Genomic DNA, 25,218 nt, shown 5'->3' on the forward strand with positions numbered 1-25,218 from the left:
GGGATGTCGAACGGCTTGTCTCGATCATGGGTCCGGCGAGCGCGGGCGGAAACGAACCGACAGGATCCGGCCGGATCCGGCCGGCGTCGGCGCTGGCGCCGAGTTAGCCCGCTCCGCCTTCGTCTCGAGTGCGTTTCTTCCAAACAGACGGGCGGCGCCGCTGATGAAGTATGGCAAGGATCACCGCCGCCCGCTGGTCGGCTTCACCACGAAGCAGGAAGTAGATCGCATAGGGGAATCGCTTGAGCAGTGCACGACGAGTCCCCCGCCCGACGTCGGGGAACTGCGACGGGAGCTCGCGGATCCGGCTGACGATGTGCCGTAATTCATCAACGAACTGTCCGCCCAGCCCGGCCTCCTCGTCCTCGTACCATTCCGCCGCCTCCCGGATGTCCAGCTCGGCAGACGGGCGTACGATGAGCCGGATCATCGACGCGTCGCGAGGCTCGTACGAAGGTCGGCCTCGACCTCTTCCCAGGACCGGCCAGCGTCTGGCGCTGCTTCGTACTCGGCGAGCCGGCGATCGAGCTCGGCGCTATGCCACTCGGGTACCGGCACCTCGTCCTCCCTCGCCGCGATCCGCTCCCAGAGCGCTTGGACGTATTCGATCTGCTCGTTCACGGTGAGCTCGTCGAAGCCAGGCGGCGGGTTCTGGATGGCTCGCTCCATGCTCCGCAGGATACCACAAGGGGCACGCGACGGCGCAGCGCGTGGTTGACGCGGTCAAGAGCGAGCGGCGCCGACGGCGAGCCGCGCACCGCGGCACCGTCACGCCAATGCGGGACCGCAGCGCCGCCGGTGAACGTACACCTGAACCCTACCGTGGCCCTGTCGTCGAGGTCCGTGCGTCCCTCCCCTGGATTTCGCCCCTGCTGCGGTATGCTTCATCTCGGCGTCGAGATCGCCCGCAGCGGGTCGACGGAGCTGCGCTGGCTAGCGCCTCGCTCTCTGCTCAATTGAGCCCCGCCACGCGAAGAGAGGCTCAATGCGGTGTCAGCAACAGCGGCGAGTTGGCAGCCTATTCCGCGCGATGCGACTGGGCGCAGGAAACACCTCATTGGCCTCGCCTCGCCGGCCGGACGCGTGCTGCTTCAATGGATCGTCTTGGTGCAAGGGGAAGGATTCGAACCTTCTAGCGTCACTCTCGGGAAGCACAAGTCGCGCGCGCACGTCCACGCGGCGCCCGCTGTCGTTGGTAGATCCACGCTTTTTTTGAAATCGAGCGTTCGGCGGCCACACGCTCTTTGCGGTGCTTGCCCCGGGTTCCTAGACTCGTGCCCCATGAAACGACTTTCCTGGGTTCTGCTCGCGGCGTTGGTTTCCGTGGGCTGTGGGGACAACGACGACAACCCGTCGGAGGCGGGTTCGGGCGGTGAAGGCGGCGGCGGTGAAGGTGGTGGCGCGGCTTGCGAAGCCGGAGGCGACGGGACCCTCGACGTCGAGATCGTGAGCCCGAACGACGCCGGAGACGTCGCCGTGACCTCGCCGGGAGTGGCGGACCAGCGCCTGGACTCGAGCACGTCCCTCGACACGCCAGCGGGTGAGTACACGCTGCGCGCAAGCAGCGTGGCCGACTACCCGGACGACGAACGCGTCGGCTTCGTGTACCGGCCCGATGACCCGGAGCAGAGCGCTTGCGTCGCCGACGGCGCGACCACCGAGGTCACCTTCAACTACGAGCTCACGCCCGGGAGCCACAAGCTCTGGTTCACCGCGCAGAACGGCGACCAGCTGGTCGGCGCGCTCGACGGCGAGGCGCTGCTCGAGTCGGGCGCGGTAACACCGAGCGTCGCGTTCCAGGGGAGCGCCGAGATCATCAACCAGGGCGCTATCGCGTTCGACGGGGCCGGCAACCTGTGGGTCTCGGCCAACGCGGGGCAGATCACCGTGCGGCTCGTCGACACGCTGGGCGAGAGCAGCGAGGCCGCCCCTGACCGCGTGCTCGACGTGTCCGAGGCGTGCGCGGGCGTCATCCCCTGCGCCGCGGGCGGCCTGGCGTTCGACGCCGCCGGCAACCTCTGGGTCGGGATCCGCGATCATTTGCTGAGGATCGACGCGGCCGATCTCGAAGGCTCCGGCGTGGTGGAGCCCTCCGCGACCATCACCGGAGACGAGATCGAGAACGTTCAAGCGCTCGCGTTCGACGGATCGGGCAACCTGTGGGTGGCGAGCGCCGAGCAGGACGCGGTGCTGATGTACACGGCCGAGCGGCTCGCCGCGGACGACGGGGATCCCGCCGACGTGGTGCTGAAGGCGCTCACCCCCGAGCCGGTGATCGGGCCGCTGGGCCACCCGACGGGGCTCGCGTTCGACGAGCAGGGCGCGCTCTGGGTGGGTTACTGGGGCTCGAACACCATTGCCAAGTTCGAGCCCGGCGATCTCGAAGCGTCAGCGGAGCTCACCCCGGACGTTCAACTCGAAGTGGGGGTGCTGGCGCTTCCGGAGAGCATCGCCTTCGATCAGCAGGGGAACCTGTGGTTGCCCTCCAAGGTCGGTTCGGCGGCGGCGATCGCCAAGGCGGAGCTCGTCGCGGGCGGAGACGTGGAAACGGGAGCCACCGTCCTGACGAGCGAGGCGTTCGGATCGCTCATCGACCTCGCCTTCAACCCGCCCCCCGGCTGGTCACCGATCCACGGCCCCAAGTGAGCTCGTGGCGGCCGTGGAGCCCGACCGCCGGAGCCGGGCGAGGCGCGCCCGCAGGTCGTCCGCGACCACGTAGAACGCCGGCACGACGAGGAGGCTGAGCGCCGTCGAGACGACGAGACCGCCGATCACCGCCGCGGCCATCGGCGCCCGGATCTCGGCGCCTGGGCCGAGCGCCAGCGCCGACGGGACAGCGGCCATCAGCGTCGCGATCGAGGTCATCAGGATAGGCCGCAGCCGCACCGGGCCGGCGCGGAGCATCGCCTCGCGCGCGTCCATCACGTCCCCTTCCCCCTGGCCGTGCCCGCGCCTCACCTCGATCGCGTGATCCACGAGGATGATCGAGTTCTTCTTCACGATCCCCATGAGCAGGAGGATCCCGATCATGCTGAAGATGTTGAGCGTGTGCCCCGTCAGCAGCAGCGCAAACGCAGCGCCCGCGATCGACAGCGGCAGGATCGTCAGCACCGTGACCGGGTGCAGGAACGAGTTGAACTGGGACGCGAGCACCATGTAGGCGACCAGGATCCCGAGCACCAACGCGAACAGGAGGCCGCCCATCGACTCGCGGAACGTCACGCTCGCGCCGCCCAGCACAAGGCGGTAGCCGGCCGGCAGATCCCGGCCGAGCTCCTCGACGCGGGCCACCGCCTCGCCCTGCGAGCGCCCCGGCGCGACGTTGCCGAAGACCGAGATGGCGCGCTCCCGGTCGCGGCGCGTGATCGCCTGGAGCGCCGGGCGCTCGTCGTAGGTGACGACCGACGTCAGCGGTACCAGCGCGCCCGACGCGCTCCTCACCTGGATGCGCGCGAGATCCTCGGGCCGGCTCCGCTGCTCCGCGAGCAGGCGCGCGCGGACGTCGATGCGGCGCCCGTTGTCGTTGTACTTGGCGACGCGGCCGCCGCCGATCAGCGTGTTCAGCGTCGTCGCGATGGCCTCGACGCTCACGCCGAGATCCGCCGCGCGCGCCCGGTCGGGCACGATGCGGAGCTCGGGCATGCCGAGCTGGTAGTCGGAGTCGAGATCCACGACGAGGCCGCTCTGCGCGAGCTCGGCCCGGATGCGCTCGCTGTGCTTCGTGAGCTCGTCCCAGTCGGGGCCGCGGATCGAGAACTCGACAGGGAACCCGCGCTGGGCCGTGAAGCCCGACTGCGAGAGGTCCTGGACCACGGCGCGCAAGCCGGGATAGCCGTTCAGCTCCTTGCGGAGCGCGCCCTGGAGATCGGCCTGCGAGAGCGCCCGCTCCTCGGGCGGCTTCATCGTGACGAACAGGATGCCCGTGTTCACGCCGCCCCCTCCGCCGAAGCCTCCGACCACGGCGAAGACCCGCTCCACCGCCGGGTTCGCGCCCACGGCCGCCTCGGCGCGGCGGAAGAGCCTGTCGGTCTCTTCGATGTCCGAGCCGACCGCCGTCTGGAGGCGGACAAGGAGCCTCCCCTGGTCCTGCGACGGGACGAACTCCGTCGGGAGGCGCTGCATGGCGACGATCGCGCCGGCGAAGAGGACCGCGCCGAGCAGCACGACCGCGGCCGGGAACCGGAGCGCCCGGGCGAGGAGCCAGCCATAGCCGCGGGAGAGCGCCTCGAAGCCGCGATCGACGAGCCGCCCGAGGCGGCCCCGGCCCTCGCGGGAGACGTCGAGGATCTGCGCGCAGCGGGCGGGCGCGAGGGTGATCGCCTCCAGGTACGAGAGGAGCACGGCGATGCAGAGGGTCACGCCGAACTGGAGGAAGAACCGGCCGACAACCCCCTCCATGAAGATGATCGGGAGGAAGATCGCGACGACGGCGAGCGTCGCGGCGAGCGCCGCGAAGGTGATCTCGGCCGTGCCCTCGCGGGCGGCGCGGACGCGGTCCTTCCCCCCTTCGGCGTGCCTGTGGATGTTCTCGAGCACCATGATCGCGTCGTCGACGACGATGCCGACGGCGAGCGAGAGCCCGAGCAGCGTGAAGGTGTTCAGCGTGAAGCCGAGGAAGTAGATCGCGGCGACCGTGCCGAGCAGCGACATCGGGATGGCCAGGACGACGTTGATCGTGCTCGAGAGCGAGCCGAGGAACATCCAGCAGACCAGGGCCGTGAGCGCGATGGCCATGCCGAGCTCGAGCTCGATCTCGTGGACCGACTCCTCGATGAACTTCGTCGAGTCGAAGTTCACGCCGACCTCCATCCCCTCGGGCAGGGACTTCTGGACCTCGGCAAGCGCGGCCCGGACCCCGCGGGCGACCTCGACCGCGTTCGAGCCGCGCTGCTTCCTCACGCCGAGGCCCTGGGCCGGCTCCCCGTTCACCCGGGCGAGCCGGCGGACGTCCTCGAAGCCGTCCTCGACGAGCGCGACGTCCTCCAGGTACACCGTGGCGCGCGCCGACGACGGCGGCCCCGCCGCCTGGGCGGCCGCGCCCGGCAGGGCGGCCGCGCCGGGGCTGCCCTGGCGGAGGACGATCCGCTTGAAGGTCGCGAGATCGAGCGCCTCCCCCATCACCCGCACGTTGAGCTCCCGCCCTTCGGTCTCGATGCGGCCGGCGGGGAGCTCGATGTGCTGGCGGCGCAGGGCCTCGGTGACGTCGGCGACGGTGAGCCCCTTCTCGGCGAGTCGATCGGCGTCGATCCAGATGCGGACGTTGCGCTCGAGGTAGCCGCCGAGCGTGAGCTCTCCGACGCCGGGCACCGTCTGGAGCTTCTCCTTCAGCCGGTAACGCGCGATGTCGGCGACGAGCTGGGGAGAGAAGGGGCCGGAGAGCCCGACCCACATGATCGGCTGGTCCTCCGGGTTCGTCTTGGAGACGACGGGCGGGTCGAGGTCGAGCGGGAGCCGGCGCTGCGCCTGGGAGATCTTCGTCTGAACGTCCTGGAGCGCGACGTCGACGTCGCGTGACAGGTCGAGCTCGATGGTGACCGAGGCGCTCCCCTGGCGCGACGTCGACGTGATCGATCGGATCCCCTCGACCTGGACGGCCGCCTCCTCGAGCGGCTCGACCACGTCGTGCTCCATGATCTCGGGGGCGGCGCCCTCCAGCGTGGCGGAGATGGTGATGGTGGGGAAGTCGACGTCGGGGAACTGGCTGATGCCGATGCGCGACACGGCGACGAGGCCGAAGACGATGGTCGCGGCCATCAGCATCCAGGCGAAGACCGGCTTCCTGAGGCAGGCTTCGGTGAGGCTCACGGCACGCTCCGTGACGAGCTGGCGGGAGAGGTCGGCGGCGACGCGCCCGCCGAGGCGGGTGGTGACGCGCCGGACGAGGAGGCGGGCGGCGGCGCGCCGGACGAGGCGTGTGGCGACGCGGGCGGTGATACGCCGGCCGAGGCGGCGGGCGGTGGCGCGCCGGCCGCGGAGGCGCTGGCCTCTGCGCCTCCCTCGGGGCGACGCGCCGGGGATTGGCCTCCCGGTACGCTGCCTGGCGGTGCGATGCGGACCTGCGCCCCCTCGCGCAGCGCCTCCGCGCCGCGCGCCACGAGGAGCTCTCCCACGGAGAGGCCCGACTTCACCTCGACGCGCCCGTCGGGCGTGCGCAGCCCCAGCGAGAGCACGCGCTCACGCGCGGTGGTGCCGTCGACCACGTATGCGAGGAACCCTCGCTCGCTCGGTCGCACGGACGTCAGTGGGATCACGGGCGCGTCGCCGCTCGCGCCCACGGGCACGGTCACCTCGGCGAAGGTGCCGGGGCGGAGCAGCTCCTTGCCCTCGCCCTGCACCTCGCCGGTCACGGCGACCATGCGCGTCGCCGGATCCGCCGCGTCGGCGACGTGCGTCAGCCTGGCGCTGTAGGTCCGCTCGTCGCCCTTCACGGTGAAGCGCGCCTCCATGTCGGGCGTGACCCGCAGGGCGTCGGCGGCGGGGATCTGGAAGCGGAGCAGGAGCGGGTCGCGGCGCAGGAGCGTCGCGAGCACGGTGCCGACAGGCACGTGCTGGCCCGTCTGCACGGTGCGCGTCTGGATCTTCCCCTGGATGGGGGCGCGCACGTAGGCGTCGCGCAGGTTCAGGAGCGCCTGGTCGACGGCGACCTTCGCCTCGGCGACCTGCGCGGACGTCGTCGCCGCCCGAGAGCGCCAGGACGCGACGTCTTCCTTGCTGAAGACGCCCTCGGCGCCCTCGGCCTCGCGCCGCTCGAGCCCCGCGGCGGCCTCGGCCTGGGTGGCGGTCATCCGCTCGAGCGTCGCGCGCGCCGCGCGGACGGCGAGGTTGTACCGGGCCGGGTCGATCTCGACGAGCACCTGCCCCGCCTTGACCTCGGCGCCCTCCATGAACCTCACCGCCTCGACGACGCCGGCGACGCGCGCGGTGAGCTGCACCTGCTCGAACGCCTCGACCGCTCCGACGGCCGTCACGGCATACTCGACCCGCTCCGCCGTGACGGGCACGACCTCGACAGGGAAGCTGAGCGCCTGCTTCGCGGGCTTGCGCCCCTGCTCGGGCGAGGCCTCCCCGCCCTTCTTGCACGCCGGAGAACCGAGGAAGACAAGCCCTGCCACCAGGGCGAGCGCGGCCACGCGAATCGGTTGGAGCACCATCTAGGTGGAGGAGTAGCGCAACTTGAGCCGCTGTGCGCGGGCCGAGCGGGGGTGGCCCGGCAGCGTCACCGGCCACCGGCCGCGCAGCGGGGCGTGCCTCGGCGAGGCCTGCGGGGCCGGTCCTGCGGGCGGCGGGGTCTGCGCCGCGCAGCGGAGGGGCGCCGGGGAGCACGGTGCACGCGGCCCGATCTCGCCGGCGGCGTGCACCGCCGCGCTCGCGATGGGCGCCCAGGACTTCCGCTGCCCGCCGATCGAAAACCCCGCCGATCCGGCACAAAGACACGCACTGCCGCACAGGACGGACAGTCCGTACATTCCTGGCGTGCTGCGCCGATGCGAGGCGCGGCGAACATCACTGGACGAACTCGCGGAGACGACGATGACCGACCTGGTCAACGACATGACCGAACGATTTCTGCGCGACGCCGGCATCGCTCCCGGCATGCGCGTCCTCGACGTGGGATGCGGCCGAGGCGACGTGAGCTTCATGGTCGCCCGCATCGTTGGCGAACGGGGCTGTGTGCTCGGGGTGGACCGTGACCCGGCGCCCATCGCGGTCGCTCGCCGGCGAGCCGCCGAGCTGGGGCTCGGCCGAGTCGCCTTCGAAGAGCGGGACCTCGCCGCGCTCTCCCCCACGGCCGGGGGCTTCGATGCCGCCGTCGGCCGGAGGGTGCTCATGTACCAGCCGGATCCTGTCGCTGCGGTCCGTGCCATGGCCGGTGCCGTGCGCGCCGGCGGCTTGATCCTGCTCCAGGAGAACGACCCGACGATGGGCCAGGGCAGCCTCATGCCCATGGAGCTGCACCGCCAGGTGCACCAGTGGATCTGGCGGACCGTCGAGCGCGAGGGCGCGAGCCTCCACATGGGATTCCAGATGCCGAGCGTCTTTGAAGAAGCGGGCCTGACCGTGCAGCTCGTGAGGGCCGAGGCCATCGTGCAGACGCCGAGGATCCAGCATCAGCTCGCGTTCATCGTTCGCGCGATGCTCCCGCGCATCGTGCAGCAAGGCGTGGCGTCGGAGGCCGAGGTCGACGTGGACACCCTGGAAGAGCGTCTCGCCGCCGAACGGACGAAGGCCAATACCACGTTCGTCGGCGACCTCGTCTTCAGCGTGTGCGGCCGGACGCCGAGTCCCGCGTGAGCGTGCGGCCTTTGCTCCGCGCTTCGGCGCGCCACGCCGCCGGCGTCGCCCCGTGCTCTCTACGGAACATCCGGATGAAGTGCGTCGCGTCCGCGTAGCCGACGCGCTCGGCGACGATCTCGACCCTCTCGTCGGAGTGGAGGAGGATGCGGCGAGCCTCCGCCATCCTCCCAGCCACGATCCACTCGACCGCGCTCCGGCCCGTCGCCCGGGAGAGCGCCGTCGTCACGTGCGCCGGGCTCCGCCCCACGGACCGCGCGACGTCCTTCAGCGAGAGCGGACGAAGGCAGTTTCGCTCGATGAAGCGAAGGGCATCGACGACGACTCCCGGCGACGCCGAGGCAGGGTGTTGCGAGCGCGCGGCCTGCCGAACCTCGTCGAGGATGAGCACAAGGAGGCTCCGCTGGACGACGTCAGGAGCGCCGCCATCGCGCGATTCCGTCGCGCGCATCAGCTCGCGGAGGAGCATCTCGATGTGCGCGTGACGCTCCGCGCCCACCCGAACGACGGGGGATGCGCCGGCGCGCACGCGCTCGAACGGTTCGAGCAAGGTGCCCGCCTCCTCGGCAGCCAGGCAGGGGACACAGAAGCCAACGCCGATCCAGTCCGGGGCCGCCTTCTCGATCGAGCGGTGCGGTTGTCCGGCAGGCACCAGGAGGACGTCTCCAGCTTCGACGTTCCATCGACCGCGCTGCTCGATCCGGGAAGAGCCGCTCGTGTAGAACGCCAGCGCGGCAAAGGCGTGGGTCACGGACGCCCGCATGGCGGGCTGCACCGGAGAGGGCTGCCGGCAGCAGAAGATCGCTCGGCCTCCGCCCACGAGGTCTTCTCGCTGGATCGCCGGCGCGGGGGGCATGCGCGCCATGATGACATCGGCGGCAGCAGGGGGCGAGCGCCGGCGCTCTCCGCCGAGCAGGCTGCTGGATGGTAAGGAGCTCTTCCCTACGCTGCGCCAGCGAAAATCTGGCGGCCCGACCTGCGCGCACGCCTGGAGGACGGCGCTACGGCTTCAGCGTCATCCGCATCTTGTAGACCTGCATGCCGAACATCACGCCCGTCGGAACAGCAGGATCGATGCTCCCGTCCCGACCGCGGCTCAAGCGCACGAAGGCCTGACACCCCTCGGCGGGAAGCCCCGTGGGGTACGAGCCTTCGGGAACGGTGAACGAGCCGGTGTCGTCCACCTCCCCAGACGAGTCGTCCCAGGATACGTCATCCAGACAAGGGCCCGGCTCATCGAAGCTGACAGGTCCGATAGACCACCTCATCATGTCGTCCTTGCCCAGCGCCTCCCACGCCAGCACCAGATCCTCGCCGGCGCCGACGCTGAACACGCTGTCCGGCTCGGGAGACGTGAGCTCCGAGAGCTCGGGCATCACGATCTCCCAGCCGTCGAGGTCGTTGAACCGGGCGCGGATCGCGCGGCCCGGCTCGGCCTGCTTGAGGTAGCCGCGGCACTTGGCGGCGATGAGGTTGTCCTCTGGATGGCTGTCATGCCACCAATAGCAGGCGAGCTCCGCCTCCTCCACGCCGTTGCTCACGACGAACCTGTCGGGGAGGTACTCCCCGTCCCCGGGATCTCGAACGCCGGACGCGCCGCTGACGTCCACCTTCGTAACGTAGGCCTCCGCTTCGCCCAGGTATTCGACTCCATCGCGGACGATCGGCACGTTGTATCCGTAGACCCGGATGACGACCGCCTCGTTCTCCGCCAGGGGCCGGTACTCGTCCGGGCCACACGCTGCCCCGGAGAGCCCCACGACGGTGATCAAAGCCAGCCACATGATGTCGCGCATGATTTCCTCCACCCTCCGATGTGTTTGTAAGAGAGGTCGCGCCGCCAGTTCTGCTCAGGGGAGGCCCCTCCTCCTTCGCGGCTGGATTGCAGCGAATCTCTCCTCCCTCGGATCAGGGCACCGGCAGCGCCCTCGATGCATTGCGTTCTTGTCAGCTCAGGCGCGGACGATGTGCACGAGGCGCAGCGGCGATTTACAGGGGGCATGCGGCGCAGGGGCCGCCGCAGTCGAGTCCGGCCTCGTCGCCGTTCATCACTCCATCGCTACACGTTGCCTCGCGGCAAACGCCATCCTCGCACACGCCGCTCTGCATGACTCGTGGGATTGGCCCGCGCGAGCTCGTAGCTCTCCTTGAAGCCCGGGGGCACCCAGATCTTCGGGGCGTCGGGGGTGCCGACCCTATCGAAGTAGATCGAGAGGAACTCCGCCTGGTGATCGGGCTGTGCAGCGGGCGTCGCATCGTCTTGTCTCCCGGGTACCCTTCACGCAGCGATGGAGCCCTGCGCAGATCGCGAGGGCGTCGCAGGCGCGGTGCGCCTCGGGCTCAGGGTCGAGGCCTGGCACGAGAGCTCGGGCAGCGCGCTCTCTCGATTTCCAGCGCCTCTCCTACCAGAGATCACCGCACGGTTGCGCTCGAAACGCTCGACACCAACATGAAGGAGTGAGCACGAACGACATGAGGAGAAGGCGCCAGGAGCAACGATTCCATTGCGTTTAGAGAACAAAAATTCTCATACCAGATGAGCTTTCGCGCCAAATTTTGACTGTGTTCTCAACCTGGGTCAGCTGATGCCCGAGATCACCGTGCAGCTTCGTTCGAACCACTTACTATGTAGGCCAAACACCAAACGAGCTCCTTGCATTGCATCGATCCGTATAAATTTCTCACCTTTGATGAGCTAACGCTTCAAAAATTCTCAACCTGGGTCAGCCGACGCGACGCCGCTCCTCAACCTGGGTGAGCTAGCCCCTCAACCTGAGCTGGCGCCTCAACCTGGGTGGGCTGCCGGTGCAAGCCGACGGCTGCTCAACCTGGGTGAGCCGACGCTCCAGAAATTCCCAACCTGGGCGAGCTGCGCGGGGCGGGCGACGCAGCGAGCCTTCATCCAACCGCCGGAAGCCCGCGCCGACGTTACAACCGCGCCGCGATCGGGCGCTCCGGCGCGCTGCTGGCTGGACGCCCGGCCGCCGGACGACGCCGCCAGGTTCCGGCGCCGTGGAGCCGGACGAGCGCTGATCCTGGCTCCCACGTCGACCCGTGCCGGATCTCTGGCTTCAAGGTCGACCCACGATGACGCCGACGACCCCCGGTCCACCCGCCTGACGAGGCCGCGACGAGGCCGTCGCGCCCGCCGCCCGTCCGCGCTCGCCCTGGGGCGGCGTCGATCTATACCATGGGGACATGCGCCCCACCGTGCTCCTCTGGGACATCGACGGCACCCTGCTCTCCACCGGCGGCGCAGGCCGGCGCGCCATGGAGCGCGCGTTCGCCCGGTACGCCGACCGGCGCGACGCGTGCGAGGCGTTCTCGTTCGCCGGCATGACCGACCGGGCCATCATCCGGACAGGGCTCGAGACGGTCGGGCGCGAGGCCACGGAGGACGCCATCGACGCGCTCCTCGCGATCTACGTCGAGCTCCTCGCGCAGGAGATGTCGCTCGCCGGCGACACCCGGGTCCACGCCGGCGTCATCGAAGCGCTCGACGCGGCCGCCCGGCGCGCGGAGTGCGCCATCGGCCTCGGGACGGGGAACGTCCGCGCCGGGGCGCAGGCGAAGCTCACGCGGGTCGGCATCTACGAGCGGTTCGCGTTCGGCGGCTTCGGCTGCGATCACGAGCTCCGCGACGAGCTCCTGCGCATCGGCGCGGCGCGCGGTGCGGCGATGCTCGAGGCGCCGCTCGCGGCGTGCCGCGTCGTCGTCATCGGCGACACCCCGAAGGACGTCGCGGCGGCCCGGACGATCGGCGCCGAGTCGATCGCCGTGGCCACCGGCAACTACACCCTGGCAGAGCTCGCCGCATGCGCCCCGACCCACAGCTTCAGCGACCTCCGGGCGAGGGGCGCGCTCGAGGCGCTGCTCGGTTGAGATCCGAGATCTCTCGACGAAGCGAGGCGAGCGGCCGCCTGACCGCTGCGGCTCCGATGCGACAGCGTGTCTCTGCGAGATCACGTAAACGGTGTTCTGATCCTCCGGAAGAGGATCAGAGAGGGCGACAGGTTCTCTGACGCATAGCGCGGCGAGCGCGAGGCTCAGTAGCGGCTGAACAGGTCCTCGGGCGTCGATGGGCGCGGGGCGGACTCCCTGCTCCCCGGGACCGGCTTGGACGCGTTCGTCGGCAGCTTGCCCTGGGGGCCCGGTGCCGACGCGCTCGAGACGGGAGCAGCCACGACGGGCGCATCGGCGGATGGCGTCACCGCCGGCGGTGGCGCTAGAGCCAGCGTGGGCGGCGAGCTCGGTTCAGGGATCGCCCCGCGCGGCTCGGGCGCTGTCGCGAGCGGCGCGGGGGCTGCCGTGCTCGGCTCGGAGGCCGTCGAGATCGCGGCGGCGACGCCCGCCGCGGCTGGCTCGTCCGCGCTCGACGCGGGCTGCGAGAGCCAGAGCGCCGCGCCTGCGAGCGTCCCGACCCCCAGCGCAATCCCGGCAGCGAGCGGCTTGCGGCGCGCCTTCGGCGGCAGCGAGGTGATGGCAGCTCCGGTCGAGGTCGCGGCGAATCGCCCGCGATCCGGGTCGGCGCCGTGCTCCGGGGCCACGGTCATCCCAGGTGCGGCCCCCGTCCTCGGGATGGCTGACAGCGCCTCGGGCGACGAAGGCGAGCCCTGGCCCGCGCGCGGCGAGGGCGGCGAGCTCGCGCCGGCCGCCACGCGGGCGCCGCATACCGGCATGCCGAACACCTCGCCGAGCGCGCTCACCGCGTCCGTGGCCCGGCGGAAACGTGCCGCGGGATCGAGCGCCGTGGCCCGCGCGAACCACGCGTCGAAGCCGGGCGGCAACGTCACGCCCAGCGAGCGCGCCCGCTGCACCGGCGGCTCCTGCGGGCCGCGGACCGCCAGCATCGCGAAGGCGAACACGTCGCTGGCCTCGTTCGCCTCGGGATCCCAGTACGGGAATCCCACCAGCAGCGTGTACGCCATCATGCCCAGCGCATGGATGTCGGCCGCGCTGGTGAGCCTCTTGCCGACCTGGAACTGCTCGGGAGCCATGTAGAGCGGCGTGCCGAGGCTGCGCGTGGCGCCGGCCGCGGTGGCGCCCTCGGCGACGAGCTTCGCGACGCCGAAGTCGAGGATCTTCACGCGGATCGAGCCGTCCTCGCGCTGCGACAGGAAGATATTTGCGGGCTTGAGATCGCGGTGCACGATGTTCGCCGCGTGGGTCCGGTCGAGGGCCAGCGCAGCCTGGTGGAGGTAGGTCACGACGTCGGCCGGCGGGAGGCGGCTCGTGCGCTTGAGGCGCTCGCCGAGCTCCTCGCCGCGGAGCAGCTCCATGACCAGGAAGGGCATGCCCGTCGCCTCGTCGACGCCCGCGTCGAAGACGTCCACGATGTGCTCGCACTCGATCGTCGCCGTGATGCACGCCTCGAGCTTGAAGCGCTCGCGCATCTCCTCGCTCTGGAAGAGGTGCGCGTGCATGACCTTCAGCGCCCGCCGGCGCTCGGTCGCGATGTGCGTCACCTCGTGGATGGCCCCCATCGCGCCGGTGGCGATGAGGCGCACGACGCGGTAGCGGCGGGCGAAGACGATCCCCTCGGCCAGCATAGTCGACACGATCGCCAAGCGTCGTTTAGGGTGCCCTCCCCGTCAAGGCGCCTCGGTGAAAAGGTTCGTTGTGACAGCCGTTTACGACGGTTTACGACGGTTTACGACGGTTTGCGACGATCCGGAGCGAGTCAAAAGCGCCCTTGCGCGCCGAGGACCGTTCCCGACGGCCCCACCTGAAGCACGGTTCCGCGGATCCACATCGTGCCAGAGGGGCTCGCGGGCGCGGCCCCGCCGGGGGCCGTCAAGCCGAGCACCGCCGCTGCGCCGAGCGCTGTGAGCCCCACACCGAAGCTGACGGTGCTCACCAGAGCCATCGTGCTCCCTGTCTGCGCGGCGTCGAGCCCTGTCGCATCGCAGCTCTTCGGATTGCTGGCCCGGATAGCGCTGCCGCAGTGCTCGCTGACGACCGACCTCTTGCCGAGCACGAGCGCGCCCATCACCCCGCCGGCCACGAGCCCTGCCACGCCAAGCCCGCCTGTCACGTAAGCCGCCGTCCGAAAGCCCTTCCCGGCTGTCGCCGCCGCCGGGGCCTTCTGCGCGGCCGGCGCCTGGCTCTGCGTCCCGGCCGGGGACGTCGCCCGCGCCGGCGGCTGCGCGGGCGCGTCGGGCGCCGGCAGCTGCGCAGGGGCGTCGGGCGCCGGCGCGAGCTGGATCTCCAGCATCAGCGCCTTCGTCTCGCCCTCAGCGATCGCGACGCGTTGTTCCCACGCGGGCCCTCCCGGCGCCCGGGTCGACATGCGATGTTCCCCCGGATCCACCGGCAGCGCGACGCCCAGCGAGGCCGGCCCCAGGGGGCTGCCGTCGCGCAGCACCACAGTGCCCGGCGGCGCTCCTGCCGGCAGGGCGAGCGAGAGCCTCGGCACGCGCGGCGCGAGCCGCTCGCGCTCGTCTCTCGCCACCTTCGGTCGATGTCCTTGACGGGCCTTTTGCGCCGGCGACATCCGCTCCACCCAGGCAAGGTAATTCCCGAGCTGCGTCACCGCCGTCGCGACGCGGCCCCACCGCGACTCGCACATGGCGAGCGTGAACAGCGTGCCCGGCTGGGGATCGAGCTGCTCGCTCTCGGCGAGCGCGGTGCAGCCTGCCTCGTATCTCCCTGCCCCCATGTCGGCGAGACCGCGATTGAAGAGCTCCTCCGCGGCCGCGGCGTCCTGCGCTGCAGCGGGCGCGGCGAGCGAGAGCGAGCCGAGGGCCATGAGGACTTGCGTGGACCGGCGGATCCAAAACGTCATGTTCTGTCTCACCGGGCAGGAGAAGGGGCCTCGGAGCGAATGGCCGACCGTCCGGCAGGGGCGCGCGCAGATCACCGGAGGCCCCGGCGCCGGGCGCCTACGGCGTCCTCACGCAGCGGAAGCCGATCGCGCGGCCGTTGTCGTTCGCAGGGTAATGACCGCGGGATGACGTAGTCAGCCTGGACGACTCGTCGTTCCAGCCTCCGCCCCGGATGATCCGCTGCCCGTGGGCCGCCAGCTGAGCGCAATCGGTGCATGGAGTAGGATAACCCAAATACGAGTCCAGCGTCCATTCCGACATGTTGCCTGCCAGATCCGCGTGTCCCCACCTCCCGTCCCCCAGGGGCGATTTCGACCCGACCGTCTTCATATGGGTGTACATGCACAGCGTGGGCCCCCCGGGGAGACAATCGTGCGCGGCGTGGTCCACATCGAGCGTCGTCGAGGACGGCGGGGCGGACCATGGATAGACTCGCTGCTCACTCCCGCCGGCAGCCGCGTAGTTCCACTCCGCCTCCGTCGGCAGCCTGCCCCCGTCCCACGCGCAGAAGGCGAAGGCCACGTACCAGGTGATGCAGTTCATCGGCAGGCGCTCGTTGGCGTCGGGCGCATCGGTCCACGTGCTGTAGCTGGAGGTGCATCGGATCGCCGACCTGAACACCGCCGGGTCCCGCGGCAGGTTGGCCTCGTCCCAGGCAGAATTCCACCCGCTCCCCACGATCTCCGGGTGCGCGCCCGCGCCCGCGGTCGGCCGGCTCTCTGGATAGGCGTCGACGAACCTCCGGAATCGCCCCACGGTCACCTCGAACCGGTCCAGCTCGAAGCCGCTCACCGTGGCTGGAAACGTGATGTCGTTGCCGCGATCGAAGGTCCCTCCCGGGACCGCCATCGTCGCGCAGCAGCGCTCGTTGCCTTCCGGTCCGCAGGTCTCGGGCAGCCCGCCGCAGCTCGGGCGGTCGGTGCATGTTCCGACGGAACACAAGGGCAGCGAGCCTGCGCATGGCGCCGAGCTCTCCCACTCGCCGCCATTGCACCGTTGCGGCGTCTTGTCGTCACAGCGACGCTCGCCCGTCGAGCACCCTCCACCGCCAGCGGTGGTGGAGCTGCTCGACGTGGCGGCGGTCGAGCTCGTCGAGGGGGGATCGCCGCCCGGGGCGCCGCCGCCCGCGGCGCTGGTCGAGGTCGCGCCGCCGCCGATGCCCCCGGCGCTGTTCGTGTCTGTGTCGCCGCTGCTACGCGTGGCCGTGCCGTCGCCGGCACCTGCGCCACCCGTGCTCCCGGTCGCCGCGGCGCTGCGGTCGTCTGGGATGTAATCGTCGCCGAGCCCGACGAGCGTGCCACATCCGCTCGCGACAAAGGCCAATGCTCCCCACCACCATCCCGCGCGTCTTCCGAGCATCTCGATTCTTACAGCCGCTCCACGGGTGCTGTCCACCAGGGTGCTCGCCGCGGGCGCCACGAGGTGTTGTGTCCTGTCCGGAAGGCGCTCCCGGGACGCGCCGGCTGCGCCCGTGGGCATCCGCGCCTCGAATCGCGCCGGCACCCGGACCGACGGCTCGTACGGCGGTATCGGGGGCGGCGCGGTCTTCGCGGGAGACCGAGCGTGGCCGGCTCCGGCGCACGAGCCCCTCCGAGCGCAATCAGCGCCGCGTCAGAAGAGCCCCTGTTCGCGCATGCATGCCTTCAATGCCTGACGCAAATTCTGGTACAGGCGGAGGTGGTCGAGCCCGACGCCGAGGCCGACGAGCGTCTGGGCGACATCGGCCCGGATGCCCACGAGGACCCCAGTTGCGCCGAGGAGCCCCACGGCGCCGACGATCCGGAGGAGATGGTCGCTGGTGGCCGTGTCGATCACGGCGATGCCGGTGAGATCGAGGATGACGTAGCGGGCCTGTGTCCGCACGACCGCGTCGAGCAGCTCCGACGTCATCCTGCTGACGCGTTCGGCGTCGAAGTGCCCGAGCAGCGGCAGCGTCACGATGCCGTCCCAGACCTCGATCACGGGCGTCGAGAGCGCGTGAATCGTCATCTTTTGCGCCTCGATCTCCTTCCGCGCGGCCTCGAGGGAGATGATCGTGTCGCGCTGGAAGTCGATCTGCTGCTTCGCCGCCTCGATCTCGTTGCGCGTGTGGACGAGCGCCGAGACGTCGCGCTGGATCCCGAGGACGTACGGCGCCGTGCCGTCCGGAGCTCGCTCGAGCGGGATGAGCAGCGTCTCGACCCATGTCAGTGAGGAGCGGACCTCGATGTCGCCCAGTCGCTGCTTCTCCAGCCGCATCTCCGTCGGGGGGAGGATCTGGGTCTCTCCGCGGAACGCATTCCGATAGCCCTGCATCAGCACCGGACCCACCACCGCCTCGTTCGCGAACAGGTTGAACACGCCGACCGCCGCCGCTCGTGGGACCCCGGTGAGCCGCTCGCAGGTGGCATTCATCGCCACCAGCACCCCATCATCGCGGTAAATGTAGGATATCTCAGGGATATCATGGAGGGCGCTCACGATGCTCAACGAGGACAGCGGCGGGTAGTCGGGCATGCTGTAGGCTCCAGGGGTCGCGCACACCGGATCGTGCGTCATCGCGTGTCGAGCTCGGGAGCGCGACCGAGCACGCGAACGGACACGGTACTGTAAAGCGTTCGTCCCCAGAAGCCCGATGCCGCCGCGGCAGCGCGCGGTGCCACTATTTTCATCGGTGTTCCCCGCGCGGGGGAACTTTTCCTGCGAGCGCGGGTCGTCTGCTCATGCACCCGATCCGCGCGCAGGTCCCCGCCGAGAGCATTGCCCGCCCGCCCGAGCCCGGTAGGGCCCACGCGCCCGACGTGCCCTACGCGCCCGCGCTCCCGTCCACGGACAGGATCCCCAGCCTGCTCTTCGTGGACCCGCCCGCGCGGGCCGATCTCGACGAGCTGCGGCAGTCTCTCTCGTTCGCGTTCACCAGCGGCGTCTCCGGAGGGCTCTTCGGCCAGGCGCTCGATCGGGCGCCCATCGCGCCCTCCACGTGGGATCCGAAGAGCTTCGCGCCCGACCTGTTCCTGGAGGAGCTCGTGGCCCGGTGCTTCCGCGTCCGCGTCGGGGGGCACGAGGCCGTCGTCCACCGAGGGTTCATCCTCCGCGTCCTCTCGCGGCCCCCGAGCGACACGCGCGTGACCGAGCTCCGGAGGGAGATCCTCCACGAGCTCTCGGGCTCGCCCACGTTTCGCCGGCAGCTCGAGCGGCTCTACACGGCCTCGTGCCGATTGCGGGGCGCGCTCGAGGGCGCGGTGGCAGGGAAGAAGTTCGATCCGACGCGGCGGCAGCTCGACGTGCTCGCGATCGTCAAAGAGGTCTTCGACCTGATGAGCGAGTCATTCGAGGGCGCGCGATCGGGCCTCTCCCGGCTGCGCGATTTCGGGCAGGCGGTGCAGGCGACCGAGGGATATCGATCGATGGCCGATCTCCTCGATTACGACGAGCACCTCGCGACGCTCCGCCTGGACATCCGCGTCGGCGCCGACGGCCGAATCCGAGGCTTCGACGTCGTGACCGTCCGGGAGCGGCAGGAGAACCCGTTCGTCCTGTCGCCGGTGCGGCGCTGGCTCGCGAAGCTCGAGATGTTCTTCCGCGGGTACAGCTTTGGCGACGGAGAGGTCATGGCGAGGCTCGTCGACGCGGTGTTCGAGGGCGTCGAGGATCAGGTCGTCAAGCTGGTCCCGCTCGTCGGAGAGATGGAGGTCTACCTGGGAGCGCTCGGCTTCCGGGATCTCGCCGAAGCGGCGGGGCTCGAGGTCTGCCTGCCGGAGCTCCGGTCCGGCGCGGAGGGCGAGCGCGTGCTCCTCGGCCTCTTCAATCCGCTCCTCGTCGCCGGCGGAGGGAAGGCGGTGCCGTGCGACGTCGTGACCGATCGGGCCGACACGACGCTGCTGGTCACGGGGCCGAACTCGGGCGGGAAGACTCGCCTGCTCCAGTCGGTGGCGCTGACGCAGCTCCTCGCGCAGGCAGGCATGTTCGTGCCGGCGCGCAGGGCGAGCGTTGCCCGCGTCCCGGGGCTCGTTGTGTCGCTCATCCAGGAGACGAAGTTCGATCAGAGCGAGGGGCGGCTCGGCATGGAGCTCCTCCGGATCCGGGCGCTCTTCGAGGAGCTCGGCCCGGGAGCGATGGTGATCCTCGACGAGCTCTGCTCGGGGACGAACCCGTCCGAGGGGGAGGAGATCTTCGAGCTCGTCGTCACGCTGCTCGAGAAGCTCCGCCCGCAGGCGTTCATCACCACGCATTTCCTGACGTTCGCAGCGCGGCTGGAGCGGGAGAAGGCGATAAGGAACCTCCGGTTCGTCCAGGTGGAGCTCGATGCGGCGCAGAGGCCCACGTACCAGTTCGTCGACGGCGTGGCCGCGACCTCGCTCGCGGCCCAGGCCGCGGCTCGGCTCGGCGTGACCCGCGGCGAGCTCGAGGGCCTCATCGATCGCAACATCGATCGCAACCTGCTCGCCTCCCGAGCGCTGTCCGTCGTGGGTCGGGACTCCGCGTTCGCGGGTCCCTCCGGGGAGAGCTGACGTGGCGACGTTCCTCACGACGGAGCGGATGAACCCCGCGCTCCGCGCGCGCGTGGAGCGGGCCGCCAGCCACCGGACGCGCGCGCGCCATCACGCGGCTCGCTCCGGGATCAAGGGGACGTTCGCGAGCGACAAGCGACTCGGGCGCGCGCGGCTGCTCACACTGCTGACGGCGGCGGCCGTCGTGCTCCTCGCGGTCGCGATGTACCTCCAGGATCGCCGCGCCATCGAGGCCGAGCGGCGCGCCCTTCTGGCCGTGCTCGACGAGCGCCGCGCGGAGTTCCCGGCGGGCTACGAGGGCTTCGTCGAGGCGACGGATCGCTGGATCGGCGAGGCCGCGAGCGACGGGGACCCCGCCGATGTCGTGGACCCTTCGCTCCGCGCTCCAGGGGCGCTCGACGCCCTGCTCCACCGGCCCGCGGTGTACGTGCGCGCGCCTCGCGCCGAGCTGCGCGACGCGCGCAAGATCGACGACGCCGCGCGCGGATCCGACAAGGATGCGTTCCTCCTGTGCCTCCTGAAGCCTCCGCCCTCGCCCTCGGAGCGCGATCTGCTCACGAAGGTGCGAGGCGTGTATTTCGGCGGGACCAAGGTCGACGAGGAGACAGCGAACGTCCGCCGGCTCGCCGAGGCGCGGCTCGGCCTCGCGGTGCTCGGCCCCGTGTTCGAGGGCTCGGTGCGCGCGGCCCGCGACGTCGCGGCGCTAAGGAGGCACCGCAACGAGCTGGATCGATCCCCGATCGAGCTGGCGAAGAAGGCGGCCGGCGCGGAGTTGCTGATCATCGTGGCCGACAGCCCGGTCGAGAGCACGACGTCCGCGAGCTCGGCGCGCGTCTCGCTCGTGGATCTTGCGGCGAAGAAGGTACTCTTGCGCATGGGCCGGCGGGTCGACCAACAAGGGCTCTCGCCGACGGGCGTGCTCCATCGCGAGCAGATCGAGGGCTGCGGGCTCGCCTTCGCGGTGCGGCGCAGCGTCGAGGAGTGAAGGCTTCGATCCCCGGCGCGGGAGCCGCTCGCGGCGCTGCGCTGGGCGGCGCTGGCGCCGGCGCTCCTGCTGCTCGCGGCGGGGGTGGGGGCAGTGACGAGCGAGGAGAAGCCGGGCTGTGAGGGGTGGCGGGCCGCCTCGGCGGGGGACGAAGGTCGTGGTGGAGCTGCCACGTGGGGATGCTGGACGGGGGTGAGGCACCGGACGGGGCACTTTCGCACCGTGGTAGGCTGCTCTTCGCTACCGAAGGATCCGGAACAACGCCGATGCTGCGCAAGAAACAACCCGGGAACAATCATCAGACAAAGAAGAACACGACCCTCAGCGGTGCCACCCAGACCGGTGCCAGCAAGATGAATTCGGATCGCGGCCGCGCCGCGACCAAGACGAATATCCCCCTCACCAAGCAGGCCCCCCCCGCGACGACCCTGACCGCCACCCCCACTCCCTCGACCTCCAGTACCTCCGCGGCGCAGCCCCCGCCTCCGCCGATGACACCCGATCAGGCGCAGGTCACGGCCTACAACAGTCGGCGACGGCCGACCCTCGATCATCTGCCCGCTGACCGCTGGTGGAAGCTCTTCATTGACAGCAAGCATCACGGCGAGGCCCAGAAGACGGAAAAGCCGGAGGCGTTCTACGACAACGACAAGTCGCGCGGGTACAGCCGCGCCATCAAGGACGTGTTCGACAATGTGCTGCTCAGCGACGGGCCTCACTTCAAACGCAGACTGGACGCTGAATATTATCGATTCCTGCATGAGAAGGTCACAGCTGGCGTGACCATCAACGAGGGCGGAAAGCAATGGAGTGAGTACGAAGACGGCAGGCAGACCTCGTTCGGGTCATATGACTGGGACAGCTGGCCCACGGGAGATACCTACGCCTATGGCATCAGGGAAGCGGACGTCAAGGCGGCCATCGAGGAGATGAGGCGGGAGGGGCTCATCTACACTCCTGACGACGTCAACATACGAAAGCTGAGCCAGGAAGACCAGGACAGGATTGGCGTGCACCTGCTCGACAGCAATGGCACGATGAGCGCCGCTTACCGCCCGGGCGAGGCCGAGAAGCGCGTGAAGGCCATCCTGGAAAGGTACAACAAGGAGATCAAAGCGGCGAAGACACACGACGCCGCGCTGGCCGCGATCGCCAGGACCGTCCGGGCCCTCCACGTCGGGCATTTCTTCCGCGATGCCAACGGCAGGCTCAACATCTACGTCGTCCTCAACAAGCTCCTCACCGACGAGGGGTACAGCCCGGTGATCCTGCCCTATGGCCCGGAGGTCTTCGGCGGAATGAAGACCATCGACGAGCTGGTGAAGGACATCAAGGACGGCATGAATGACTTCTGGGACGAGGTGGACGACGCTTACAATCAGGAGCGCGTGCAGTAGAGCGGTGACCGTTGATCCCGACGGGACACCCTTACCTGCTGAAATCGCTCTGTTTTCCGCCTCAGAAAATTGGTGGGTGAGCCATTGAGGCCCGGGACGCGACCACCGCGGGTGCGCTGTCGGCAGCGGCGCCGAGCTCGATGGCCGGGCGAAGGACGCCGGCGACGGGCACGGGGCCACCCACGGTCACGCTCTCGATGCGCGCGCGGCGCCCCCCCGCCCTCGCCCGCTCAGCGCGCGCACATCTCCATCAGCATCGTCTCCAGCACCGCCTGCGCCGGGCGGCGGCTGCTCTTCAGCGCGAGGTCCGTCTCCGCGAGCACGCGCATCCAGCCGGCGAGCGCGCCCTTCGGGAGCTGACGGACCGACTGCGCCACGTCGTTCGCCTTGAAGGGGGCCACGCCCGCGCGCTGGGCGGCCTCGGCCTGGCTCGCGCCCCCGGCGAGCGCCGACTCGAACTTCACCATCTGCCGCACCGACCACGACACCGCCCCGAGCAGCCGCAGCCCGCCGTCGCGCGGATCGTAGGCGTCGGCGAGCGCCGCGAGCGCGCGGTCGAGGCGCCGCTTCCCGAGCGCGTCGATCAGCTCCCAGACGGTGCTCTGCCGGACGCGGATGACCACCTGGGCGATCGCGTCCTCGGTGATCGGCTGCTTCGCCCCGACGTACAGCGAGAGCCGCTCGAGCGCGTCGACAACGTAGCCGAGCTCGGGCCCGGCGAGCTCGGCGAGCTGATCGGCCACGTCGGGCGCGATCGGGTTGCCCTTCTCGCGGGCGACGGTCGCGATGAAGCCGGGCAAGGCGCGGCGGTTCAGGGCCTCGCACCCGACAAGGAAATCGCCCTTCTTGGCCGCGGTCACGAGGCGACGCTGGCCGTGGAGCTTCGTCGCGACGAGCACGAGGACCGCGCTCGGCGACGGCGCCTTGGTGTACTCCGCGAGCGCGTCGAGCGGGCTCAGCTGCTTCGACACGCCTCGTTTGCCGCTCGCGCCGCTCGCGCCGCGCTCGTCGTCCCCCTCGCCGTCGTCGCCCTCGTCCTTCTTCTCCCAGCGATCGACGCCGCGGACGAGCACGAAGCGGCGCGGGCCCATCATCGGGAGCATGCGGGCGGCGCCGAGGATCGACTCAATGGGCGCGTCGCCCGCGGTGAACTTGTCCTCGTTGAAGCCGGCGATGCCCCCCTTGGCCGCCGCTTCCCGGATCGCGCTCACCACGCGATCGACAAGCCAGCGCTCCTCCCCCAGCACGAGGTAGACGGGGCGGAGGGCGCCGGTGGCCGCTTCCTTCAAGGCTTGGTCGGGCGTCACCGCTCCGGCATCGGGCGTTCAGGCGGGTGCGTCAAGGGCGCCGCGCTCGCCCCCGGCGCCGGCGAGCCCGCGAGCCCGGCCCTCCCCTCGATCACGGCAGCGAGAACGGGACATCGACGCGCACGTTCGCCCCTGGCGGCGGGACGGCGACCGCCGGGAGCGCGTCGACCACGCAGGCCGTGACCTCGGGGCTCGACGCCTCGCGGTCCTCGATGATGCCGCGCGCGAGCTGCCGGCCCCGCGCGTCGAACGTGAGGTTGAAGATGTACTTCACCCCGCGCGGCGCCGGCCGCGCCGCGGCCGCCGGCTTGTAGCAGCGCTCGATCAGGGCCGGCCTGTGCGCCTCGAGCGCCCGCGCGGCCTGCATCGCGACCTGCTCGCGCGGCACGCTCGGCGCGGGCGCCGCCCCGGCGGAGGACACCGCATCGGCAGGCTGCCAGGGCGCTCCCACGACCGGGCGCGGTTCCGTGGGGACGCCGGCTGGGCCGTGGCGAAGGCCGAGATAGACCGCGGCGGAGATCATGGCGCTGCCGAGGAGGATCGCGGTGGGGGTCGAGAGCTGCCTGCCCATGCCTTGGCATTCCCAGTTTGACAGGATCCCCCCCGACGACTCTAGATCCGCGCCGTGTGGTCCGTCCTGCTCGTATTCGCCGCCACGTACGTGCTCATCGCGGCGCGGCGCCTGTCGATCCTTCCCATCGGACGCCCGGCCGGCGCGCTCGCGGGCGCGTGCGCCATGGTCCTCCTGAGCGCGATCCAGCCGGGCGCCGGCCTGGACCCGCAGGAAGCGTTCGCCGCGATCGAGCCGAACACCATCGGCCTGCTGCTCGGCATGATGCTGCTCTCGGCGTCGCTCGACGCCGCGGGGGTGTTCGAGCGCGCCGCCGCGTGGGTCGCCCGGCGGGACCTGTCGCCGGTCCGCCTGCTCTACCTCGTCACGGTGACCTCCGGGCTCGCCTCCGCGGTGCTGCTGAACGACTCGGTCTGCGTGATGCTGGCGCCGCTCGTCGACCGGACCGCCCGGCGCGCGGGGCTCGAGCGGGCGCCGTACCTCCTCGCGCTCGCGATGGGCGCCAACGCCGGCAGCGCGCTCACGCTCGCCGGCAACCCGCAGAACATGCTCGTGGGCCACCTCTCCGGCATCTCGTACCGCACATACCTGCTGGAGGCGGGCCCCGCCGCGCTGATCGGGCTCGCCGTCACGGCCGTGACGCTGCACCTGCTGCTCCGGCGCCGCATCGCGGTGCGGACGCCCGCGCCCGAGCCCGCGCCCGAGCCCGCGTCGACGCGAGGCGACCGGCCGAGCGCCCTGGCGCCGCTCGCCTGCATCGTGGTCGTGTCGGCGCTGTTCATGCTCGGCGCGAACCTGGCGTGGACGGCGATCGGCGGCGCGACCGCGGTCATCCTGCTCCACCGGCGCGACGCGAACGGCCTGTTCGAGCGGGTGTCGTGGACCGTGCTCGTCTTCTTCGGGGCGCTCTTCATCGTCGTGGCGGGCCTCCAGAAGACCGGAATGCCCGAGCAGGCGCTGCGCGCGGCCAGCCCATTCTTCCCCTCCGGGCCGACGCTGGGCCTGCTCGGGCTGAGCATCGCGATGCTCGCCGGGTGCCAGATCGTCTCGAACGTGCCCTTCATCCTTCTCGCGGACTCGTACATCCGCAGCCAGCCCGATCCGCACCTCGCCTGGATCACGACGGCGCTGGTCTCCACCCTCGCGGGCAACCTCACGCTGCTGGGCTCGGTGGCCAACATCATCGTCGTGGAGACGGTGGGCGCCGAGCGCGAGATCGGCTTCCGCGCTTACGCCAGGGTGGGTGTCCCGGTGACGCTCGCCTCGACCGCCGCGGCGCTCGCCTGGCTCCTCGTCGTACGCTGAGCGACGCCGCCCCCCCGCCGCGCCATCCCCCGCAGCGCAAGCGCCGC

General features: G+C 70.7%; 19 protein-coding genes. 7 read left to right on the top strand and 12 right to left on the bottom strand.

Going from position 1 to position 25,218, the window contains the following annotated elements; all coding sequences use genetic code 11:
* Nucleotides 1–103 precede the first annotated feature (103 nt).
* Both WMF14_RS29395 and WMF14_RS29400 read right to left on the bottom strand, forming a co-directional pair.
* Nucleotides 104–430, bottom strand: coding sequence for a type II toxin-antitoxin system RelE/ParE family toxin (locus WMF14_RS29395; protein ID WP_437791344.1), 327 nt, complete (start codon nucleotides 428–430; stop codon nucleotides 104–106).
* A complete protein-coding gene (locus tag WMF14_RS29400) occupies nucleotides 427–669 on the bottom strand; it encodes an addiction module protein (protein WP_437323306.1) in 243 nt (80 codons plus the stop codon). Before WMF14_RS29400 ends, WMF14_RS29395 begins: the two co-directional genes overlap by 4 nt.
* Before the next feature lie 612 nt (nucleotides 670–1,281).
* Between WMF14_RS29400 and WMF14_RS29405 the strand changes: the two genes are divergently transcribed.
* The gene (locus WMF14_RS29405) at nucleotides 1,282–2,646 is read left to right on the top strand and encodes a Vgb family protein (RefSeq protein ID WP_437791346.1); all 1,365 of its coding nucleotides are present in this window, start codon (nucleotides 1,282–1,284) and stop codon (nucleotides 2,644–2,646) included.
* On the opposite strand, the gene WMF14_RS29410 is transcribed toward WMF14_RS29405, so the two are convergent.
* Nucleotides 2,623–5,805, bottom strand: a complete 3,183-nt coding sequence (locus tag WMF14_RS29410) for an efflux RND transporter permease subunit (RefSeq protein WP_437791347.1) — start codon at nucleotides 5,803–5,805, stop codon at nucleotides 2,623–2,625. The genes WMF14_RS29405 and WMF14_RS29410 overlap by 24 nt on opposite strands.
* Nucleotides 5,802–7,151, bottom strand: coding sequence for an efflux RND transporter periplasmic adaptor subunit (locus WMF14_RS29415; RefSeq protein WP_437791350.1), 1,350 nt, complete (start codon nucleotides 7,149–7,151; stop codon nucleotides 5,802–5,804). The genes WMF14_RS29410 and WMF14_RS29415 overlap by 4 nt, the downstream gene beginning before the upstream one ends.
* A gap of 220 nt (nucleotides 7,152–7,371) precedes the next feature.
* Here WMF14_RS29415 and WMF14_RS29420 point away from each other — a divergent pair, with 220 nt between their 5' ends.
* A complete protein-coding gene (locus WMF14_RS29420) occupies nucleotides 7,372–8,292 on the top strand; it encodes a methyltransferase domain-containing protein (protein ID WP_437791353.1) in 921 nt (306 codons plus the stop codon).
* Here WMF14_RS29420 and WMF14_RS29425 read toward each other — a convergent pair.
* Entirely contained in the window at nucleotides 8,258–9,157 is a 900-nt protein-coding gene (locus WMF14_RS29425; RefSeq protein WP_437791356.1) for a helix-turn-helix domain-containing protein, read from the bottom strand. The two genes, WMF14_RS29420 and WMF14_RS29425, sit on opposite strands and share 35 nt — an antisense overlap.
* Nucleotides 9,158–9,293: 136 nt before the next feature.
* Nucleotides 9,294–10,088 (bottom strand): hypothetical protein, encoded by a 795-nt coding sequence (locus tag WMF14_RS29430; protein WP_437791358.1) that lies wholly within the window; start codon nucleotides 10,086–10,088, stop codon nucleotides 9,294–9,296.
* Nucleotides 10,089–11,490: 1,402 nt separating this feature from the next.
* On the opposite strand from WMF14_RS29430, the gene WMF14_RS29435 reads away from it, so the two are divergent.
* Nucleotides 11,491–12,174, top strand: a complete 684-nt coding sequence (locus tag WMF14_RS29435) for an HAD family hydrolase (RefSeq protein ID WP_437791360.1) — start codon at nucleotides 11,491–11,493, stop codon at nucleotides 12,172–12,174.
* A gap of 164 nt (nucleotides 12,175–12,338) precedes the next feature.
* On the opposite strand, the gene WMF14_RS29440 is transcribed toward WMF14_RS29435, so the two are convergent.
* The 4 genes from WMF14_RS29440 to WMF14_RS29455 form a co-directional block, all read right to left on the bottom strand.
* Nucleotides 12,339–13,841, bottom strand: coding sequence for a protein kinase domain-containing protein (locus WMF14_RS29440; RefSeq protein ID WP_437804321.1), 1,503 nt, complete (start codon nucleotides 13,839–13,841; stop codon nucleotides 12,339–12,341).
* Between the two features lie 131 nt (nucleotides 13,842–13,972).
* Nucleotides 13,973–15,076 carry a hypothetical protein gene (locus tag WMF14_RS29445; RefSeq protein ID WP_437791362.1) on the bottom strand — a complete coding sequence of 368 codons (1,104 nt, stop codon included), beginning with the start codon at nucleotides 15,074–15,076 and terminating at the stop codon, nucleotides 13,973–13,975.
* 97 nt (nucleotides 15,077–15,173) lie between these two features.
* The gene (locus WMF14_RS29450; protein ID WP_437791365.1) at nucleotides 15,174–16,475 is read right to left on the bottom strand and encodes a formylglycine-generating enzyme family protein; all 1,302 of its coding nucleotides are present in this window, start codon (nucleotides 16,473–16,475) and stop codon (nucleotides 15,174–15,176) included.
* A gap of 252 nt (nucleotides 16,476–16,727) precedes the next feature.
* A complete protein-coding gene (locus tag WMF14_RS29455) occupies nucleotides 16,728–17,612 on the bottom strand; it encodes an STAS domain-containing protein (RefSeq protein WP_437791367.1) in 885 nt (294 codons plus the stop codon).
* A gap of 206 nt (nucleotides 17,613–17,818) precedes the next feature.
* Between WMF14_RS29455 and WMF14_RS29460 the strand changes: the two genes are divergently transcribed.
* From WMF14_RS29460 to WMF14_RS29470, 3 genes are all read left to right on the top strand, one after another.
* Nucleotides 17,819–19,606 (top strand): MutS-related protein, encoded by a 1,788-nt coding sequence (locus tag WMF14_RS29460; protein WP_437791369.1) that lies wholly within the window; start codon nucleotides 17,819–17,821, stop codon nucleotides 19,604–19,606.
* A 1-nt stretch (nucleotide 19,607) separates the two neighbouring features.
* Nucleotides 19,608–20,591 carry a hypothetical protein gene (locus WMF14_RS29465; RefSeq protein ID WP_437791372.1) on the top strand — a complete coding sequence of 328 codons (984 nt, stop codon included), beginning with the start codon at nucleotides 19,608–19,610 and terminating at the stop codon, nucleotides 20,589–20,591.
* A gap of 266 nt (nucleotides 20,592–20,857) precedes the next feature.
* Complete coding sequence (locus WMF14_RS29470) at nucleotides 20,858–21,988, top strand: hypothetical protein (RefSeq protein ID WP_437791375.1); 1,131 nt, start codon at nucleotides 20,858–20,860, stop codon at nucleotides 21,986–21,988.
* Nucleotides 21,989–22,218: 230 nt separating this feature from the next.
* Here the strand turns inward: WMF14_RS29470 and holA are convergent, their stop codons facing one another.
* Both holA and WMF14_RS29480 read right to left on the bottom strand, forming a co-directional pair.
* Complete coding sequence (gene holA, locus WMF14_RS29475; RefSeq protein ID WP_437791377.1) at nucleotides 22,219–23,295, bottom strand: DNA polymerase III subunit delta; 1,077 nt, start codon at nucleotides 23,293–23,295, stop codon at nucleotides 22,219–22,221.
* A 91-nt stretch (nucleotides 23,296–23,386) separates the two neighbouring features.
* Nucleotides 23,387–23,866, bottom strand: coding sequence for a hypothetical protein (locus WMF14_RS29480; protein ID WP_437791379.1), 480 nt, complete (start codon nucleotides 23,864–23,866; stop codon nucleotides 23,387–23,389).
* Between the two features lie 54 nt (nucleotides 23,867–23,920).
* Between WMF14_RS29480 and WMF14_RS29485 the strand changes: the two genes are divergently transcribed.
* Nucleotides 23,921–25,171, top strand: coding sequence for an SLC13 family permease (locus WMF14_RS29485; RefSeq protein ID WP_437791381.1), 1,251 nt, complete (start codon nucleotides 23,921–23,923; stop codon nucleotides 25,169–25,171).
* The last annotated feature ends 47 nt before the right edge of the window (nucleotides 25,172–25,218 follow it).

This window comes from Sorangium sp. So ce693 (assembly GCF_051521375.1).
Taxonomy (GTDB): domain Bacteria; phylum Myxococcota_A; class Polyangia; order Polyangiales; family Polyangiaceae; genus Sorangium; species Sorangium atrum.

Excerpts from the sequence above, each read along its gene's own strand:
- WMF14_RS29395 (WP_437791344.1), bottom strand. The coding sequence starts at position 430 with ATGATCCGGCTCATCGTACGCCCGTCTGCCGAGCTGGACATCCGGGAG.
- WMF14_RS29400 (WP_437323306.1), bottom strand. The coding sequence starts at position 669 with ATGGAGCGAGCCATCCAGAACCCGCCGCCTGGCTTCGACGAGCTCACC.
- WMF14_RS29405 (WP_437791346.1), top strand. The coding sequence starts at position 1,282 with ATGAAACGACTTTCCTGGGTTCTGCTCGCGGCGTTGGTTTCCGTGGGC.
- WMF14_RS29415 (WP_437791350.1), bottom strand. The coding sequence starts at position 7,151 with ATGGTGCTCCAACCGATTCGCGTGGCCGCGCTCGCCCTGGTGGCAGGG.
- WMF14_RS29420 (WP_437791353.1), top strand. The coding sequence starts at position 7,372 with ATGGGCGCCCAGGACTTCCGCTGCCCGCCGATCGAAAACCCCGCCGAT.
- WMF14_RS29425 (WP_437791356.1), bottom strand. The coding sequence starts at position 9,157 with ATGGCGCGCATGCCCCCCGCGCCGGCGATCCAGCGAGAAGACCTCGTG.
- WMF14_RS29430 (WP_437791358.1), bottom strand. The coding sequence starts at position 10,088 with ATGCGCGACATCATGTGGCTGGCTTTGATCACCGTCGTGGGGCTCTCC.
- WMF14_RS29435 (WP_437791360.1), top strand. The coding sequence starts at position 11,491 with ATGCGCCCCACCGTGCTCCTCTGGGACATCGACGGCACCCTGCTCTCC.
- WMF14_RS29440 (WP_437804321.1), bottom strand. The coding sequence starts at position 13,841 with ATGCTGGCCGAGGGGATCGTCTTCGCCCGCCGCTACCGCGTCGTGCGC.
- WMF14_RS29445 (WP_437791362.1), bottom strand. The coding sequence starts at position 15,076 with ATGACGTTTTGGATCCGCCGGTCCACGCAAGTCCTCATGGCCCTCGGC.
- WMF14_RS29450 (WP_437791365.1), bottom strand. The coding sequence starts at position 16,475 with ATGCTCGGAAGACGCGCGGGATGGTGGTGGGGAGCATTGGCCTTTGTC.
- WMF14_RS29455 (WP_437791367.1), bottom strand. The coding sequence starts at position 17,612 with ATGCCCGACTACCCGCCGCTGTCCTCGTTGAGCATCGTGAGCGCCCTC.
- WMF14_RS29460 (WP_437791369.1), top strand. The coding sequence starts at position 17,819 with ATGCACCCGATCCGCGCGCAGGTCCCCGCCGAGAGCATTGCCCGCCCG.
- WMF14_RS29470 (WP_437791375.1), top strand. The coding sequence starts at position 20,858 with ATGCTGCGCAAGAAACAACCCGGGAACAATCATCAGACAAAGAAGAAC.
- WMF14_RS29480 (WP_437791379.1), bottom strand. The coding sequence starts at position 23,866 with ATGGGCAGGCAGCTCTCGACCCCCACCGCGATCCTCCTCGGCAGCGCC.